General features: G+C 66.1%; 17 protein-coding genes. 8 read left to right on the forward strand and 9 right to left on the reverse strand.

Annotated features, from left to right (window positions below):
* The first annotated feature begins 48 nt into the window (after nt 1–48).
* Both KZX46_RS01635 and KZX46_RS01640 read left to right on the forward strand, forming a co-directional pair.
* Nucleotides 49–1,659 carry an oleate hydratase gene (locus KZX46_RS01635; RefSeq protein ID WP_216710877.1) on the forward strand — a complete coding sequence of 537 codons (1,611 nt, stop codon included), beginning with the start codon at nt 49–51 and terminating at the stop codon, nt 1,657–1,659.
* A gap of 94 nt (nt 1,660–1,753) precedes the next feature.
* A complete protein-coding gene (locus KZX46_RS01640) occupies nt 1,754–1,990 on the forward strand; it encodes an SHOCT domain-containing protein (RefSeq protein WP_226895894.1) in 237 nt (78 codons plus the stop codon).
* A 38-nt stretch (nt 1,991–2,028) separates the two neighbouring features.
* Here KZX46_RS01640 and KZX46_RS01645 read toward each other — a convergent pair whose 3' ends face one another.
* From KZX46_RS01645 to atpD, 9 genes are read right to left on the reverse strand one after another with little or no spacing between them, the layout of a single operon-like run.
* The gene (locus KZX46_RS01645) at nt 2,029–2,919 is read right to left on the reverse strand and encodes a F0F1 ATP synthase subunit gamma (protein ID WP_219774154.1); all 891 of its coding nucleotides are present in this window, start codon (nt 2,917–2,919) and stop codon (nt 2,029–2,031) included.
* Nucleotides 2,916–4,505, reverse strand: coding sequence for an alternate F1F0 ATPase, F1 subunit alpha (locus tag KZX46_RS01650; protein WP_216710875.1), 1,590 nt, complete (start codon nt 4,503–4,505; stop codon nt 2,916–2,918). The genes KZX46_RS01645 and KZX46_RS01650 overlap by 4 nt, the downstream gene beginning before the upstream one ends.
* The gene (locus KZX46_RS01655) at nt 4,502–5,293 is read right to left on the reverse strand and encodes a F0F1 ATP synthase subunit delta (RefSeq protein ID WP_216710874.1); all 792 of its coding nucleotides are present in this window, start codon (nt 5,291–5,293) and stop codon (nt 4,502–4,504) included. Before KZX46_RS01655 ends, KZX46_RS01650 begins: the two co-directional genes overlap by 4 nt.
* Nucleotides 5,294–5,584, reverse strand: a complete 291-nt coding sequence (locus KZX46_RS01660) for a F0F1 ATP synthase subunit C (protein ID WP_216710873.1) — start codon at nt 5,582–5,584, stop codon at nt 5,294–5,296.
* A 22-nt stretch (nt 5,585–5,606) separates the two neighbouring features.
* Nucleotides 5,607–6,305, reverse strand: coding sequence for a F0F1 ATP synthase subunit A (locus tag KZX46_RS01665; protein ID WP_216710872.1), 699 nt, complete (start codon nt 6,303–6,305; stop codon nt 5,607–5,609).
* On the reverse strand, nt 6,295–6,615 hold the full coding sequence (locus tag KZX46_RS01670; protein WP_216710871.1) for an ATP synthase subunit I: 321 nt from the start codon (nt 6,613–6,615) through the stop codon (nt 6,295–6,297). The genes KZX46_RS01665 and KZX46_RS01670 overlap by 11 nt, the downstream gene beginning before the upstream one ends.
* Nucleotides 6,599–6,925 carry an AtpZ/AtpI family protein gene (locus tag KZX46_RS01675; protein WP_216710870.1) on the reverse strand — a complete coding sequence of 109 codons (327 nt, stop codon included), beginning with the start codon at nt 6,923–6,925 and terminating at the stop codon, nt 6,599–6,601. Before KZX46_RS01675 ends, KZX46_RS01670 begins: the two co-directional genes overlap by 17 nt.
* On the reverse strand, nt 6,918–7,307 hold the full coding sequence (locus KZX46_RS01680) for a F0F1 ATP synthase subunit epsilon (protein WP_216710869.1): 390 nt from the start codon (nt 7,305–7,307) through the stop codon (nt 6,918–6,920). Before KZX46_RS01680 ends, KZX46_RS01675 begins: the two co-directional genes overlap by 8 nt.
* A complete protein-coding gene (gene atpD / locus KZX46_RS01685) occupies nt 7,297–8,754 on the reverse strand; it encodes a F0F1 ATP synthase subunit beta (RefSeq protein ID WP_216710868.1) in 1,458 nt (485 codons plus the stop codon). The genes KZX46_RS01680 and atpD overlap by 11 nt, the downstream gene beginning before the upstream one ends.
* A gap of 254 nt (nt 8,755–9,008) precedes the next feature.
* Between atpD and KZX46_RS01690 the strand changes: the two genes are divergently transcribed.
* The 6 genes from KZX46_RS01690 (at nt 9,009) to gnd (ending at nt 16,493) form a co-directional block, all read left to right on the forward strand.
* On the forward strand, nt 9,009–9,776 hold the full coding sequence (locus tag KZX46_RS01690; RefSeq protein WP_216710867.1) for a PRC-barrel domain-containing protein: 768 nt from the start codon (nt 9,009–9,011) through the stop codon (nt 9,774–9,776).
* A 4-nt stretch (nt 9,777–9,780) separates the two neighbouring features.
* A complete protein-coding gene (tkt, locus tag KZX46_RS01695) occupies nt 9,781–11,859 on the forward strand; it encodes a transketolase (RefSeq protein ID WP_219774224.1) in 2,079 nt (692 codons plus the stop codon).
* Nucleotides 11,856–13,406 (forward strand): glucose-6-phosphate dehydrogenase, encoded by a 1,551-nt coding sequence (gene zwf / locus KZX46_RS01700; protein ID WP_219774155.1) that lies wholly within the window; start codon nt 11,856–11,858, stop codon nt 13,404–13,406. The genes tkt and zwf overlap by 4 nt, the downstream gene beginning before the upstream one ends.
* Nucleotides 13,403–14,158: a ribulose-phosphate 3-epimerase gene (gene rpe, locus KZX46_RS01705; RefSeq protein WP_216710864.1), complete on the forward strand. Its 756-nt coding sequence runs from the start codon at nt 13,403–13,405 to the stop codon at nt 14,156–14,158. The genes zwf and rpe overlap by 4 nt, the downstream gene beginning before the upstream one ends.
* Nucleotides 14,155–15,351, forward strand: a complete 1,197-nt coding sequence (locus tag KZX46_RS01710; RefSeq protein WP_219774156.1) for an acetate/propionate family kinase — start codon at nt 14,155–14,157, stop codon at nt 15,349–15,351. The genes rpe and KZX46_RS01710 overlap by 4 nt, the downstream gene beginning before the upstream one ends.
* 110 nt (nt 15,352–15,461) lie before the next feature.
* Nucleotides 15,462–16,493 carry a phosphogluconate dehydrogenase (NAD(+)-dependent, decarboxylating) gene (gnd, locus tag KZX46_RS01715; protein WP_216710862.1) on the forward strand — a complete coding sequence of 344 codons (1,032 nt, stop codon included), beginning with the start codon at nt 15,462–15,464 and terminating at the stop codon, nt 16,491–16,493.
* Nucleotides 16,494–16,497: the final 4 nt, after the last annotated feature.

Genomic DNA, 16,497 nt, shown 5'->3' on the forward strand with positions numbered 1-16,497 from the left:
CGGTGACCGGGTAGGTCTAACCCTCTTCCGGCAAGAGGAACGCGCAATATGGTCAGTCACGTCACCGGAATCGTACCCCCTGCAAGCCACTCCAAGGCGTATCTGGTAGGCGGCGGGATCGCATCGATGGCGGCGGCGGCATTTCTTATACGCGACGGCGACATGCCCGGGCATGCGATTACTATCTTCGAGGAGTCTGACCGGATCGGCGGCGCGCTTGACGGCGCAGGCTCGCCCGACACGGGCTATTCGCTGCGCGGCGGGCGGATGCTCGAGAGCAAATATCTGTGCACCTGGGAGTTGTTCGCGTCGATCCCGACGCTCGACAGCAGCCAGACCGTGACGCAGGAGACGTTCGCTTGGAACGAGACGCTGAAGACGTCGTCGAAATCGCGCCTCGTTCGCGACGGCCAGCGCCAGACCGCGCCGGCATTCGGGCTCAGCGAACGCCACATCCTGACGATCGAGCGGCTTGCGCTCGAACCCGAAACGATTATCGGCCACACCAGCATTGCCGATCAATTCGATCCGACGTTCTTCGAGACCGACTTCTGGTTCATGTGGTGCACGACGTTCGCGTTCCAGCCGTGGCACAGCGCAGTCGAGTTCAAGCGCTACCTCGTCCGCTTCGCTCACATGGTCGGCGGCTTCGACCGCCTGCTCGGGATCATGCGGACGGTTTATAACCAATACGACTCATTCGTTCGACCGCTGCGCAAATGGCTGCTCGACCGCGGCGTGACGTTCCAGTTCGAGACGACGGTCACGGATATCAATTTGGTCGAGCCGAACGGCATCAAGTCCGTCACTGGCATCTCGTGTCGGCATGATGGGCGCGACCAGACCATCGCTATTGAACCCGACGACTTCGTCATCGTCACGCTCGGCTCGATGACCGAGGCGTCGAGCCTCGGCAGCATGGACGCCGCGCCGCTGCTGCTCGGCAAGGATGACGGCGGTGCGTGGGCGCTGTGGGAAAAGCTCGCGCTCGGACGCCCCGAGTTCGGCCGTCCCGCGGCATTTGCCGACCACATCGGCGAGTCGAAGTGGCTGTCGTTCACGACGACCCTGTCCGACCCGACCTTCCTGCGACTGCTCGGCGATCTGACCGGCAACGTCCCGGGCGAGGGCGGGCTGATCACCTTTCCCGACTCGAACTGGCTGGCGTCGATCGTCGTGCCGTATCAGCCGCATTTTATCGGCCAGCCCGCCGATGTGGCGGTGTTCTGGGGCTATGGACTATCGGTCGACAAGCCGGGCAACTTCGTTGCGAAGCCGATGTCCGCGTGCACCGGCCGCGAGATCATGACCGAGATCCTTGGGCACCTCCGCTTCGCCGACGACGCCGAGGCGATCATCGACCATGCAATCTGCATACCGTGCATGATGCCGTTCATCACCAGCCAGTTCCTTACTCGCGAGCACGGCGACCGGCCGCAGGTAATCCCCGCCAACACGAAGAATCTCGCTTTCGTGGGTCAGTTTTGCGAACTGCCCGACGATGTCGTTTTCACGGTCGAGTATTCGATCCGCTCGGCCCAGGTCGCGGCCTACGCGCTGCTCGGCATCAAGCGTGAACCGCCCGCAGTCTACAAAGGAGCGTTCGACCCGCGCGTGCTCTACAAGGCGTTCCGCGCGCTGCACGACATCCACGGCTGACGATGCCCGCTGACGCGGGATGCGGCGTGGGTAGTTTCCGATGCTTTGCCGGCACGGCCAAGTGTCCGAAAATCACCCCGCTCGAGATAAGGAAATGATCGCCATGCACGATGCAAACAATTGGGTCTTCGGCTGGGGCTGGGTCCTGTGGCTCGCGTTCATCTTCCTGCTGTTCTCTGGCGCCGGCAACTGGGGCTACACCTATCGCGCCCATCGAAAATACGATCGCTGGACGCCGCGTACCGCTCGCGAAATTCTCGACGAACGCTATGCGCGGGGCGAACTAACGCGCGAACAATTCGGTCAGCTAAAGGCCGATATTGCGGCATAGGCCCAGCGGCCGGGATCGCGTAGCGGACAGGTACCGGCTCAGGGGGTTCGAGCCGCATCGGCTCGAAGGGCCTCGTAGCCGGCAACAACGTCGAACAATTCCTCGTCGATGCCAGCCTGGCGCAGGCGGTGATATTCGCCGCCGAGCGTGTCGCGCAAGTCGTCGATGTTCTTTTCGGCGCGCTGCATCGCGGCCAGGCGACTAGTGTTCTCACTTGCCAGCGATTCAGCGCAGGCACGGAACAGCGAGACGAATAGATATTCCCGGATGAAGGCGGCGAGGGTCCCAGCGTTGGTGGCCAGCACCTCAGGTAGCCCCGAGGTTGGCCATGCCACTGCGGCCGTGCGCGAGCGCCATGCGTTGTCTAGAGGCAGAAGCTGGATGCTGACCGGGCGAAAGGTCGCCGACGGCGCGATCTGGTTATAGACGAGGTGGAGCTCGATGAGCCGGTCCGCGTCCAGAAGCGCTTGGTCGGCGATGAGTAATTGGCCGACAAAGGTCGTGATCGCATCTACTGACGCCGGAACGTCGAACGAATGCTCGATCACCCGGCCGGTATCGCTCATCAATTCGTGCACGCGCTGGCCGACGGTCCAGATCGCGACGGCGCCGGACTGGCCGGCGGCCAAGGCCGTGGCGCGATCGGTGACGATATCGTTGAAACGGCCGACCAGCCCCTGGTCGGAACCGAAGACGACGATCCTGACCGCACGCTGCCGTTGGTCCGGGGTGGGCGCTACGACGCTCCGCGCGCGAATGCAGACGCCGAGACCCAGCGATACCGTTCGCTGATATTCGGCCAGCGCCGTGACCGAACGTTCGAACTGTTCGATGCTCGCGGCCGCCTGCGCCTTCATGGCGCGCACCACCGATTGCAGGTCGCCCGCGCTGGCGATCGTGCGCCGCAAACCGGCGATCGTCGCGCTCATTGTGCAGGCGCCGGGTTTGCGGCCGGGTCTGCCTCGCCTGCCGGCTTTGCCGCGCCCGCTGGCGGCACGAACTCAGCGAGCGCGGTCTGCAGCATTGCCATGACCGCGGCCCGGTCCGCATCGGCGAGTTTGCCGGTTCCGGAAAGCCGGTCGAGCAGCCCGGTTGGCAAGGCGTCAACCGCCGCGCCGATTGCCGCCTGCGCCTCGTCCATGCGAGGCAGTGGCACCGGATCGAACAGTCTGGCCCCAAGCGCCAGAAGGATAGCGATCTGCTGCTGGACGGCGAGCGGTGCCATCTCGTTTTGCTTCAGGGCCGCGCGGATACGGCGGCCGTGGGCCAGCGTCTTCGCCGTTGCGGCGTCTAGGCGCGCACCGAATCGCGCGAATGTCTCCAGTTCCTCGAACTGGGCGTAGGCGAGCTTGATGTCGCTGGCGACGCCGCGCAGGATGGCGTGCTGCGCATTGCCGCCGACGCGTGAAACGGACTTGCCAACATCGACCGCCGGCAGCACGCCAAGCTCGAACAGCGACGGCGATAGATAGATCTGGCCATCGGTAATCGAGATCAGGTTGGTCGGGATATAGGCGGCAATATCCTCAGCTTCGGTCTCGATGATCGGCAAAGCGGTCAGCGAGCCGGCGCCGAGCGCCTTGTTCAGATGCGTCGACCGCTCGAGCATCCGCGAATGGATGTAGAAGATATCGCCCGGGAATGCCTCGCGGCCTGGCGGGCGGCGCAGCAGCAGCGAAATTTCGCGGTAGGCGCGGGCGTGCTGGGTCAGGTCGTCATAGACGATCAGCACGTCGCGGCCCTTCGCCATGAACGCTTCGGCGATGCTGGTCGCGGCATAGGGCGCGATATAGAGCAGGCCCGGCGGCTGGTTGCCCTCGGCGACGACGACGACGGTGTAGGCCATCGCATCGTGTTCCCGCAGCGAGGCGATGACCTGCGCGACCGCTGACGCCCGCTGGCCGATGGCGCAATAGATGCAGACGACATCCTTGCCGCGCTGGTTTAGGATCGTGTCGAGCGCGATCGCGGTCTTGCCCGTCCGCCGATCGCCGAGGATGAGTTCGCGCTGGCCGCGGCCGATCGGCACCATCGCGTCGATCACCTTGAGCCCGGTCTGCAGCGGCACCGTGACCGCCGCGCGGTCCATGATCGCGGTGGCCGGCCGCTCGATCGGCAAGCGGTCGTGCGCCGCGATCGCGCCGTTGCCGTCGAGCGGCCGGCCAAGCGGATCGAGCACCCGACCGAGAAGCGCATCGCCGACGATGACATCCATGACCCGCCCGGTGCGCAGCACCTCGTCCCCAGCCCGCAAATGGTCGTGATTGCCGAGCAGCACGACGCCGATCTCGTCGGCGTCGATATTGAAGGCGATGCCGAAGATGCCGCCGGGGAAGCGCAGCAGCTCCTCCGACCCGGTGCCCGGCAGGCCCGATACCTTGGCGATGCCGACCGAGACATCGGTGATCGCGCCGATCTCCTGCGGCACCAGCGCGACGGCGAACGCGGCCTGCCCCGCCTCGATCGCCGCGAAAGCGTCGTCGAACGCGCGATGCAGCGGCTCGGCGCGCTTCACTTCGCCGACTTCGCTGGCTTCGTCGCGGGCGTCGCTTCGAGCTGGGTATCGATGCCGGCCTGCATCGCCTGCAGATAGTCGGCGATACTCCAGCTCAGCTTCTGCCCCGAAACGACGAGTTCGAAACCGCCCAGCAACGCCGGTGAAGTCTCGAAATCGATGGCGACGTCGCTGCCGAGCAGGTGCCCGACCGCCGTGCCGATGGCGGTACGCTGGTCCGCGGGGAGATCAAAGGCGGTACGCACCATGGCCTTAGCGGCATGCGACGAGGCCAGCGCCACCTTCATCTGCGTCACGGCGGTGGCCTCCATCGACTCCAGCCGGCGGAGGAACAGCTTGCCGATGCTGGCCTCGAGGCTCGCATCGGCAAGATCGGCCAGCATCTTCCGGGTGATCGCGAAGACACCGTCGCTGGTGCGGCGGCGGATCGACGCGACGAGTTCGACATCCTCCGCTTTCAGTGCATCGCGGCGTCGCGCGGCCGCAGCGTCCGCGGCCGCGCGCGCCGCTTCGACGAGCTTCTTGCCCTCGGCATCCGCCGCCGCCTGCGCCTTCGTGAGCAGGTCGGCGCGATCGGCGTCGAAGTCGGCGTTCTTCTTCCCGAACGCGAGCTTTTCCGTATGCGCTTCGGCCTTCTGCCGCTTGGCATCGGCAAGCTGCCCGTCGATGCGCTTCTCGCGGGCGTCGATGGCATCGAGAACGGGGCGGTAGAGGAACTGCTTCAGCAATCCCATCAGGATGAGGAAATTGAGCGCCTGCGCGCCAACCGTGAACCAGTCGATCAGCATCTATTTGCCGGCGTGCGCGGCGACCGCCGTGACGGCCGCGTTCCAGAACGGGTTGGCGAAGATCAGGATCATCGAGACGACGAAGCAATAGATCGCCGTCGACTCGATCATCGCCAAGCCGACGAACAGAGTTCGGGTGATGGTGGCCGACGCATCGGGCTGCTGCGCCAGCGAAGTCATCGCGGCGGCGACCGCCCGGCCCTCGGCAAAGGCGGGTCCCATCGTGCCGAAGCCGGTGGTGAGACCGGCCATGACGATCGAGACCACGGCGATGATGACGCTGGCGTCCATGGGTGTTCCTTGTATCGGGAGATCAGGCGGGCACTGGCGGGGTGCGGGGTGCGGGGCGCGGCTGGCGCGCGGCGGCGGCGATGTAGACGGTGGCCAGAATGGCGAAGATGTAGGCTTGGACCATGCCGATCAGCAGGCCGAGCGCGGTCATCACGACCGGAAAGAGCAATGGCGTGATGCTAACCAGGATGCCAACGATCATCGCGCCGCTCATCATGTTGCCGAACAGGCGCACCGCGAGCGCCAGTGTCCGCGACGCCTCGCTGATGATGTTGAACGGCAGCATGATCACCGTCGGCTGGACATAGGAGGCGAGGTAGCCGCCGACGCCGCGCGCTGCGATGCCGAACACCGGCACCGCGACGAACACGCAAAGCGCCAGCGCGACCGTGGTCGACAGTGATCCGGTCGGTGGTTCGAACCCCGGGATGATGCTCGACAGGCTGGAGGCGCCGATGAACAGGAACAGCGTGCCGACGAAGGGAACATAGCGGCGCGGGTTGTCGAGGCCGATCTCGCCGATCTGGCCTTCGATCGCGGTCACGACGATCTCGAGCAGGTTCTGCCAGCGCGAGCGGCGGCTGCCGGTCGCCAGCCGCCGCGTGGCAAGCGCCGAGCCCGCCACCAGCACGACCATCAGCACCCAGGTGAACACGATCGTCGCATTCAGGCTGACGACACCGCGGTGCCAGAAGACCAGTTGATCGGGGCTAAGGCGCATGGTGGCCCATTCCGGGTGCCAACGTTCCCGCGACCGGCACCGGCAGCAACCGCGCGATAACAAGGCGCGCCGCGACGAACCCCGCCAAGACGACGAGCCAGCGCTGCCATTGGTCACCGGCGGCGACGAGGAAGCCCGCGAGCACGAGGGCGATCCGGACAATGAAGCTGGCGATCAGCCACGCTGCAGGAAGGCGCGCCGCCAGCACATGGCGGACCGTCCACCACAGGCCACCGAAGAACAGCGCTCCGAGCGCGACGCCGGCGGCCAGCGCCGGGGCGAGCGCGATGACGTCAGACGGAGTCGTCATCGTCAGCCTCCAGCTTGGCCTGTTGGGCCGCGACCCAGTGCCAGGCATTCCACGCGCCGATCGCCAGGCCTGCGACAAGCAACGCCAGCGTCCACGAGCGGCCACACGGATGGTGATGATCGAGCCAGCTGCCGAGCGCTGCCCCGAGCAGGGTCGGAATTGCCACCGACCAGCCGACGAGGCCCATCATGCCGAGGCCGAACCACACGCCGTGCCCGGCATTGCGCCGCGCCCGCGCACGGCGAACCGCCTGCGCGCCGACCGAAGCGGCAAACCCCGGGGCCCCGCGTGATCTTTTCGGCTCAGGCATTTTCGAGCGCCGCGAAACGCTTGATGAAGCCGCTCTCGAGCTGTGCCGAGACGCGGCGCTGGGCCTGCTGGAGATCACTCAGCGTCAGGAACTCGGCGGCGATGTTGTGCTGCAGCTGTTCAATGTCGCTCCCGGCGATGGCGCGGCGCACCGAAACGAGGACGTCGTCGCCGGCCTTCACCAGCACGCCCTCGTCGAGCGCCAACGTCACCTCGTCGACACCCTCGGCTTGGTAGACGAACAACCCCGGTACGATCGCCGCGACGCAGTCCGCGCGGCGCGACAACAGCCCGAAACTGCCGCCCGGCGTCATGAAGACGATCCTTGCGATCCTCGCTTCGTCGGCAAAGACCCGGTCCGGGAGAAGGATCTTAAGCTGCAAGGGGCTGGGCCTCGGATTGCGGCGCGTCGGTGTCGGCCTTTGCCTTGGCCTCGTCGACCGCGCCGATCATGTAGAGCGCGGCTTCGGGCACGTCCTCGAACTCGTCGGCAAGGATGCGTTCGCAGCCATCGAGAGCATCGGCGCGCGATACCTGCTTTCCCGCCTTGCCGGTGAATTGCTCGGTGGTGTAGAACGGCTGGGTCAGGAAGCGCTCCAGCCGGCGCGCCCGGCCGACGGTCTTGCGGTCATCCGGCGACAATTGCTCGAGGCCAAGCATGGCGATGATGTCCTGCAAGCCGGCATATTGCGCGAGGGTCTTCCGGATTTCCTGCGCCAGCCGGTAGTGGCGCTCGCCAACTACCGCCGGCGTCGCCATCTTGGAATTGGACTGCAACGGATCAATCGCCGGATACAGGCCCTCGGCGGCGCGCTTGCGCGAAAGGACGAGCGAGGCCGACAGATGCGAGAAGGTGTGGACCGCAGCCGGATCGGTAAAGTCGTCGGCTGGCACATAGACCGCCTGGATCGAGGTAATCGCGCCCCGGTCGGTGCTGGAGATACGCTCCTCGACCTCGGAAAGCTCGGTACCCATGGTCGGCTGATAGCCGAGCCGCGACGGCATCCGCCCCATCAGGCCCGAAACTTCCGCGCCCGCCTGGATAAAGCGGAAAATATTGTCGATCAGCAGCAGCACGTCGCGGTGCTGGTCGTCGCGAAAATACTCGGCCATCGTCAGTGCCGCATATCCGATGCGGAAGCGCGCGCCGGGCGGCTCGTTCATCTGGCCGAACAGCATGACCATGCCGGGCAGCACGCCCGCCTTGTCCATCGCATGGTAGAGTTCCTCGCCCTCGCGGCAGCGCTCCCCGATCCCGCAGAAGATGCTGACGCCGTTGTCGTGGCCGATCATGTTGTGGATGATCTCGGTCAGCAGCACCGTCTTGCCGACACCCGCACCGCCGAACAGCCCCGCCTTGCCACCGCGTTCGAGAGGCGCCAGCACGTCGATCGCCTTGATGCCGGTTTCGAAGATTTCCGACTTCGTCGACCGTTGGACGAGGGGCGGCGGGGCGCGATGTATCGATCGCCAGTCGACGCCCGCCAGCGCGGGCTTGCGGTCGATGGCGTTGCCGAACACGTCGAACATTCGCGACAGCACCGCCATGCCGACGGGCGCCTTGAGCGGGCCGCCGGTGTCGGTGACCGGCATGCCGCGGGCAAGGCCCTGCGTGGGTGCCAGGGCGATGCCGCGGACATGGTGTTCGTCCGGGTGCGACAGCACTTCGAGCGCTATGTCCAGATCGGCGCCAGCGCGCAGCAGCGAATAGATCGGCGGCAGGCGGCCCGGAAAGCGGACGTCGACGACGCTGCCGCGAATCGCCGTGACGATGCCCTCGCCGCGCGACGGTGACGGTTGCTGAGCCGGGGGGGCGACCGCCGCTGTCATCGCGAAAGCGCATCGCGCGTCGGTCTCGTGTAGGGCTGAGAGGCGAACGGCATCAGGACGATGTATTGCGCCCGTCGATGAACGAGCAGCCTCGGAAACTACGCATGGATCGGGGTCGATGGCCGGCGTCGGGGCGTTGTCCGCCCCGACGCGGCGCGATGCGACGACTGCCCCGTAGGTAGTTTCCGGCCCTCAGAGCCGGCGGTCGCGGCGGCTAATACAGCGACTTGTATTGGTGCTGCAGGGACGAACCGATGATCCTCCATGCCTCGAAGATCGAAGGCTTCGCACTGGAAGCGAGCGATGGCCCCATCGGCTCCGTCGTCGATTTGCTGTTCGACGACGTAACGTGGCGGATTCGTTGGCTGGTGATCGATACCGGCGGCTGGCTGGGCGATCGCAAGATATTGCTTCCGCCGTCGGCGCTGGGTCATGTCAACCATATTGGCCACCAATATTCGGTGCTGCTGACAAAGCAGCAGATCAAGGACAGCCCGTCGGTCAATACCGACGAGCCGGTATCCAGACAGATGGAGACCGGACTCTATGATTATCTCGGTTGGGCGCCTTATTGGTCGACCGGCTTCTACATGGGCGGCTACGGCTATACCGGCGGCATGATGGAGCCGCCAGGGCCCGGTTTCGCAGAGGCGCAGGCCAAGACGGATCACGCGGCCACGGGCGACGCACATCTGCGTAGCGTTCGTGAAGTCACCGGTTACCTGCTGGAGGCCACCAACGGCGAGATTGGCCATGTCGCCGATTTTCTGGTGGAGGACGCCGACTGGAGCATCCACTATCTCGTCGCCGACACACGCAACTGGTGGCCCGGCAAGCATGTTCTGGTTTCGCCACGGTCGATCACATCGATCGACTGGTCGCCGCGGCTGGTCCACGTCGATATCAGCCGCGAGACGCTGAAGGGTAGCCCGGCCTACGATGGCTCGCAGGCTGTGGATCGCGCTTATGAATATGCCTTCCACGGCTATTATGACGGCAAGCGCGTCGTCGAACCGGCCTGACACCATGCTGGCAACCGCGCTCGAGCCGCATCCCCCTGCGGCGGGACCCGAACCCCGCGACGACATCGACGCGCTCTGCATCGACACGATCAGGACACTGTCGATGGACGCCGTTCAAAAGGCTGATTCGGGTCATCCTGGTACCCCGATGGCGCTGGCACCGGTCATCCATACGCTATGGCAGGACGTCCTGCGCTATGATCCGGCCGACAGCCACTGGCCGAACCGTGACCGTTTCGTTCTGTCAAACGGCCACGCCTCGATCATGCTATACTCGATCCTGTTTCTCTGTGGCGTCCACAGTCCGCAGCAGGATGCGCTGACTCTCGACGACATCATGGCGTTCCGCAGCCTTGGCAGCCGGTGCCCCGGCCATCCCGAGCACGGACTGACGCCGGGTGTGGAAACCACCACCGGGCCGCTCGGTCAAGGCTGCGGCAACAGCGTCGGTATGGCGATCGCCGGACGTTGGCTCGGCGCACGCTTCAATCGCCCCGGCTTCGTGATGTTCGATCACGACGTCTTCGCATTTTGCGGCGACGGCGACCTGATGGAGGGGGTAAGCAGCGAGGCTGCTGCGCTTGCCGGCCACCTGATGCTCGGCAACCTCTGCTGGATCTACGACCGCAACCGCGTCACGATCGAAGGCCATACCGACCTTGCCTTCACCGAGGACGTCTCGGCGCGGTTCCTCGCCTATGGCTGGAACGTCGAGCAGGTCGGCGACGCCAATGATACCGCGCGCCTGGCCGCTGCCTTCGCCGGCTTCCGCGCCCGCTCCGACGTGCCGACGTTGATCATCGTCGACAGCCACATCGGCTACGGTGCGCCGCACAAGCAGGATACGAGCGCTGCGCACGGCGACCCGCTCGGGCCCGAGGAGATCCGGCTCGCCAAGCGGCGTTATGGTTGGCCGGAAGAAGTCGCCTTCCGCGTGCCGGGGGGAGTCGAGGCGCACTACAGCGCGGGCATCGGCGCGCGGGGCGGCACCCTCCACGCAGCGTGGCGCGATTTGCGTGAAGCCTATGGGGTCGCTCATCCGAAAGACGCGGCAGTGCTCGACCAAATCCTTGCAGGTCGTCCTCCCGCTCGCGTGACCGACAACCTCCCGGTCTTCCCGGCGGATGGAAAGGGGCTCGCCACGCGGGAAGCGTCTGCAACTATCCTCGACGCGGTAGCGCAGCGCTATCCAGCGCTGCTTGGCGGTGCCGCCGACCTCGCGCCGTCGACCAAGACCCGGCTGAACTTTGTCGGGGCCGGCGATCTGGAAGCGCCGAACCCGGGTGGGCGCAACCTTCATTTCGGCATCCGCGAGCATGCGATGGGTGCCATCGTCAATGGCCTCGCCCTCTCGGGTTTGCGCTCCTACGGCGCGACCTATCTGGTCTTTTCAGACTATATGAAGCCGGCCATCCGACTCGCTGCGCTGATGGCGCTACCGGTCATCCACGTCCTGACGCACGATTCGATCGGCGTCGGGCAGGACGGCCCGACGCACCAGCCGGTCGAACAGCTCGCGGCGCTGCGCAGCATGCCCGGCCTGCTGACCTTCCGCCCCGCCGACGCCAACGAGGTCGTCGCGTGCTGGCAGGTCATCGTCCAACTGCGTCAGCCTGCCTGCCTGGTGCTCACCCGCCAGGCGGTGCCGACGCTTGATCGCAGTCGCTACTCTGCGGCGGCGGGTGTCGCGCGCGGGGCTTACGTGCTGGCCGGCGACGCTGACGCCACCCCGGCGCTGATCCTGATCTCGACCGGCAGCGAGGTTGCGCTGTGCATCGCGGCGTTCGAAACGCTGAGCGCCGAAGGCATTGCGGTGCGGGTCGTCAGCATGCCGTGCTGGGCGCTGTTCGAGGCGCAGGACCGATACTATAGGGACGCCGTCCTACCACCGGGTGTCACCGCGCGAGTCGCGGTCGAGGCAGCTTCGCCTCTGGGCTGGGACCGCTACGCCGGTCCGGCCGGCACGGTCATCGCCATGCGCAGTTTCGGCGCATCGGCCCCAATCGGCGACCTGATGGAGAAGTTCGGGTTTACGGCGGCGGATGTGCTGTCGGCGGCCCGCGCACAGCTGGCCACCGGATGACACCGACAGATCGGTCGAATCCCGCACCGCGCGCCGTCGTCGGCGACCCCTGTACAATCGTCATCTTCGGGGCCGGCGGCGACATGACCAAGCGCCTCATGATTCCGGCGCTCTACAATCTTGCGCGGACAGGGGTGTTGCCAGAGGATTTCGCCATCATCGGCGTCGACCTCGCGCCGAACACGGCGAGCGGCTGGAAAGGCAGCTTGCACGCCATGCTGTCCACCTTCGTTGGCGACGAGCACGCCGAGTTCCGGATCGACGAGATCGACGAGGCGGTATGGCAGCGCCTTGCCGAAAGAATGACGTACCTCCAGGGCGATATCACCAAACCCGAACTCTACGCCGACATCGCCAAGGCGCTCGACACCCTCGGGGAGCAGTTCTCGACCCAGGACAACGCGATCTTTTACCTCGCAGTCGCCGGCAGCTACTTCGCCACCGTCGTTGCGCAGCTCGCGGCCGCCAATCTGACCGCGGATGCCGGCACCGGCCATTGGCGGCGCGTTGTCGTCGAGAAGCCGTTCGGCCACAGCCTGGCGTCTGCGCAGGCGCTCAACCGCGACATTCTCTGCAGCCTGCGCGAGGACCAGATTTTCCGTATCGACCATTTCCTCGGCAAGGACACGGTGCAGAGCATCATGGCGCTGCGCTTCGCCAACGGGCTGTTCGAGCCGATCTGGAACCGCGACCGCATCGACCATGTCCAGATTACCGTCGCCGAGACGGTGGGCGTCGAGACTCGCGGCAGGTTCTACGAGGCCACTGGCGCGCTGCGGGACATGGTGCCGAACCACGTCTTCACGCTGCTGGCGATGGTCACGATGGAGCCCCCAACCGGGTTTGACGCGGCTTCGATCCGTTCGCGCAAGGCCGATGTCTTCGCGGCGATGGCGACGGCCCGGCCGGATCAGTCGGTACGGGGTCAATACGCCGCCGGCACAGTGCGCGGGCGTCCTGTCGCCGCCTATCGCCAGGACGCCGACGTCGCCGCCGGCTCGACTGTCGAAACCTATGTCGCGATGGAGCTGGCGATCGACAACTGGCGCTGGGCCGGGGTGCCATTCTACTTCCGCACCGGCAAGCATCTGGCGGCGCGCAGCACGGAAATCGCCATCCGCTTCAAGCAGGCGCCATTCGCCGCGTTCCGCGATACGCCAGTCGGTAGCCTGCGGCCGAACTGGCTGGTGCTGAGCATCGCTCCTGACGAGGGCATTTCGCTGCAGTTCGAGGTCAAGCGCCCCGGTCCGGTCGTCGACCTCGCGGCGGTGCGGATGGACTTCCATTATGCCGACTGGTTCCCGAAGGAGCCGAACGTCGGCTACGAAACGCTGATCCGCGACGTGATGATTGGCGATCAAACGCTGTTCATGCGCGCCGACATGGTCGAGCAGGGCTGGCGCATCGTCGAGCCGGTGCTCGATGCCTGGGCTGCCGATCCCGGCGGCCCGGCGCGGTACGAATCGGGCAGCGACGGGCCGGCGGCAGCCGACGCTTTGCTGGCGCGCGACGGACGCGAATGGCGCGCGATCGGCACTTCGAAATGAGGCGCACACCGTCTTCCGACGTCGTCGGCCTCTCACCGCCGCTAATCGTCGCCGCCTCGATCCTCGCGGCCGATTTCGGACACCTTGCCGATGAAGTGCGCGCGGTCGATGCTGCCGGCGCCGACTGGATTCATGTCGACGTGATGGACGGCCGCTTCGTGCCCTCGATCACGATTGGGCCGCAGGTCGTCGCCGCCGTCCGCGCGTGCACGGCAAAGCCGCTCAACGTCCATCTGATGATTGTTGAGCCCGACCGGCAGATCGCCGCCTTTGCAGCAGCGGGCGCCGACCACATCCTCGTCCATGCCGAAGCGACCGCGACGGTTCATCTCCACCGCGTTCTCGGCGAAATCCGGGCGCTCGGTTGCAAGGCCGGCGTCGTGCTCGATCCCGGCACCCCGGTCGCGATGATCGAATATGTCCTTCGGCTCTGTGACATCGTGATGGTGATGACGGTCAACCCCGGGGCCAGTGGCCAGTCCTTCCTGCCCGACATGCTGCCCAAGATCCGTCACCTGCGCGCGCTGTGCGACGCCCATGGGTTCTCCCCGGTCATCGAGGTCGATGGCGGCCTCGACGGCGATACAACCGGCCTTGCCGTCACCGCCGGCGCCAATGCCATCGCCGCGGGCAGCGCCATCTTCCAATCGCCCAACTATGCCGCAGCGATTGCCGACCTGCGGCGATCGCCACGCTCGGCAACGCCCGGCCCCGCGCGTGGCCTGCTGCAGGCAATGCCGCTCACGTCGTGAGCACGGACGACATCATCCTGACGCTGAACGGCGGATCGTCGAGCATAAAGTTCGCGCTGTTCCCAGCGCAAGGTTCGCTGGTTCGTTTCCTTTCGGGTGCCGTCGACGGGATCGGCTCGGCAAATCCGCTCCTGCATATGAAGACGACCGGCAGCGCCGCGACCGCGATGAAGGCGGCGGCGGCAGACCACCGGGCGGCAGGTGACTTGGTGCTCGCTACGGCTGAACGGGAGGTCGCTGGCCAGCGAGTGCTCGCCGTCGGACACCGCATCGTCCACGGCGGTCCCGACTTCGTCCGCCCGCAGAGGGTCGGCACGACCGAGATTGATGCCTTGCGTCGCCTCGTCCCGCTCGACCCCGAGCATCTGCCAATCGAGCTCGCTTTGGTCATGGCAGCGATGCGCTGCTTTCCATCCGCTATCCAGGTCGCCTGCTTCGATACCGCCTTTCACCACGCCATGCCGCGCGTCGCAAAGCTGCTGCCGATCCCGCTTCGCTACGCAGCCAAGGGCGTTATCCGCTACGGATTCCACGGCCAGTCCTACGCCTATGTGATGGGCGAAATCGAACGCCTCTGCGGCGTGGCCGCAGCGCACGGACGGATCGTCATTGCGCATCTCGGCAGTGGTGCCAGCCTGGCAGCCGTGCATGGTGGTTGGCCGATCGACACTAGCATGGGCTTCACCCCGGCATCGGGCGTGCCGATGGGTACGCGCTGCGGCGATATCGATCCGGGCCTCGCGCCCTATCTGGCGCGCACCGAGGCGATGGACATCGCCACATTCGACCAGATGGCCAATTTCGAGTCCGGCCTGCTCGGCCTGTCGGAGACCAGCGCCGACATGCGCGACCTGCTCGCCTGCGAAGCGAGCGATCCGCGCGCCGCCGATGCCGTCGCCCTGTTCTGCTATGCGGTCAAGCAGCGCATTGGCGCCTTCGCCGCAAGCCTTGGCGGTATCGATATGCTGGTATTCACCGGCGGAGTCGGGGCGAACGCACCGGTCATCCGCGCTAGGATATGCAACGGGCTGGGCTTTCTTGGCGTTGTCGTCGATCCCGACCGCAACGATGCAGGCGCCGCCATCGCCTCGCCCGACGCCGGCCAAGTCATGATCCGCGTCATGCCGACCGACGAGGAGGTCATGATCGCAGGTTCGACCCGTGATCTGGCTGTTGCCGGGCATACCCGCTGATGCGGCGTGAGTAGTTTCCGATGCTCCCCGCCGAGGAGCGACCCAGGCTAGCTAACGCCGCGACTTACGCTCGGCCCCGCATGCGGGGCTGGCGTCGCTGGAGAAACGCGGTGCAGATCGGAATCGTCGGCCTCGGTCGAATGGGGCTCAACATCGCAATCCGGCTGTCTGCCGCCGGCCACGAGTGCGTCGTTTTCGACCATGATCCCGCAGCGGTTGCGGCTGCCGTTGCCGGCGGCGCCAAGGGTGCGGCGGACCCCGCCGCGATGGTTACGAAGCTGGAGTCCCCGCGGATCGTTTGGCTGATGGTGCCTGCTGCCGCTGTGGACGGTGCAATCGACGGGCTGGTGCCGCTGCTGGCGGCGGGCGACATCGTCGTCGACGGCGGCAACAGCAACTACCACGACGACCTGCGACGGGCGCACGCCGTGGAGACCTTAGGCCTCCATTACGTCGATGTCGGCGTCAGTGGCGGCGTTTGGGGCCGGGCGCGCGGCTTCTGCCACATGATCGGGGGCGAGGACGCGATCGTCCGCCATCTGGATCCGATCTTCCGCTCGCTAGCACCGGGCGTCGCTGCGGCGGCGCGGACGCCGGGCGCGGTCGGCGAGCCCGGCAATGCCGAGCTTGGCTACCTCCACTGCGGCCCGACTGGCGCCGGCCATTTCGTGAAGATGGTCCACAATGGAATCGAATACGGCATGATGGCGGCGCTTGCGGAAGGGCTGAATGTCCTGCGCCATGCCAATGCCGGCGCGGCGAATCACGCAGCCGATGCCGAAACTGCGCCGCTGCGCCACCCTGAGCTCTATCGCTACGACTTCGACATCGCCGCCATCGCCGAGATGTGGCGGCGTGGCAGCGTCGTATCGTCGTGGCTGCTCGACCTTGCAGCGGCGGCACTCCTGAAGAGCCCCGGGCTCGATGGTTTTGCAGGAAGGGTATCCGACTCCGGTGAGGGACGCTGGACGTTGCAGGCGGCGATCGATGAGGGCGTTCCCGCGCCGGTGCTTGCCACGGCTCTGTTCGGCCGGTTCGAATCGCGCGGTGAATCCGACTATGCCGATCGCGTGCTCTCGGCGCTCCGCTTCGGCTTCGGCGGCCATCTTGAAAAGCCGGCGGCCGCGCCGGCCCAGCATTGAAGGC

The organism is Polymorphobacter sp. PAMC 29334 (assembly GCF_019431245.1).
GTDB classification, from domain to species: Bacteria; Pseudomonadota; Alphaproteobacteria; order Sphingomonadales; family Sphingomonadaceae; genus Polymorphobacter_B; species Polymorphobacter_B megasporae.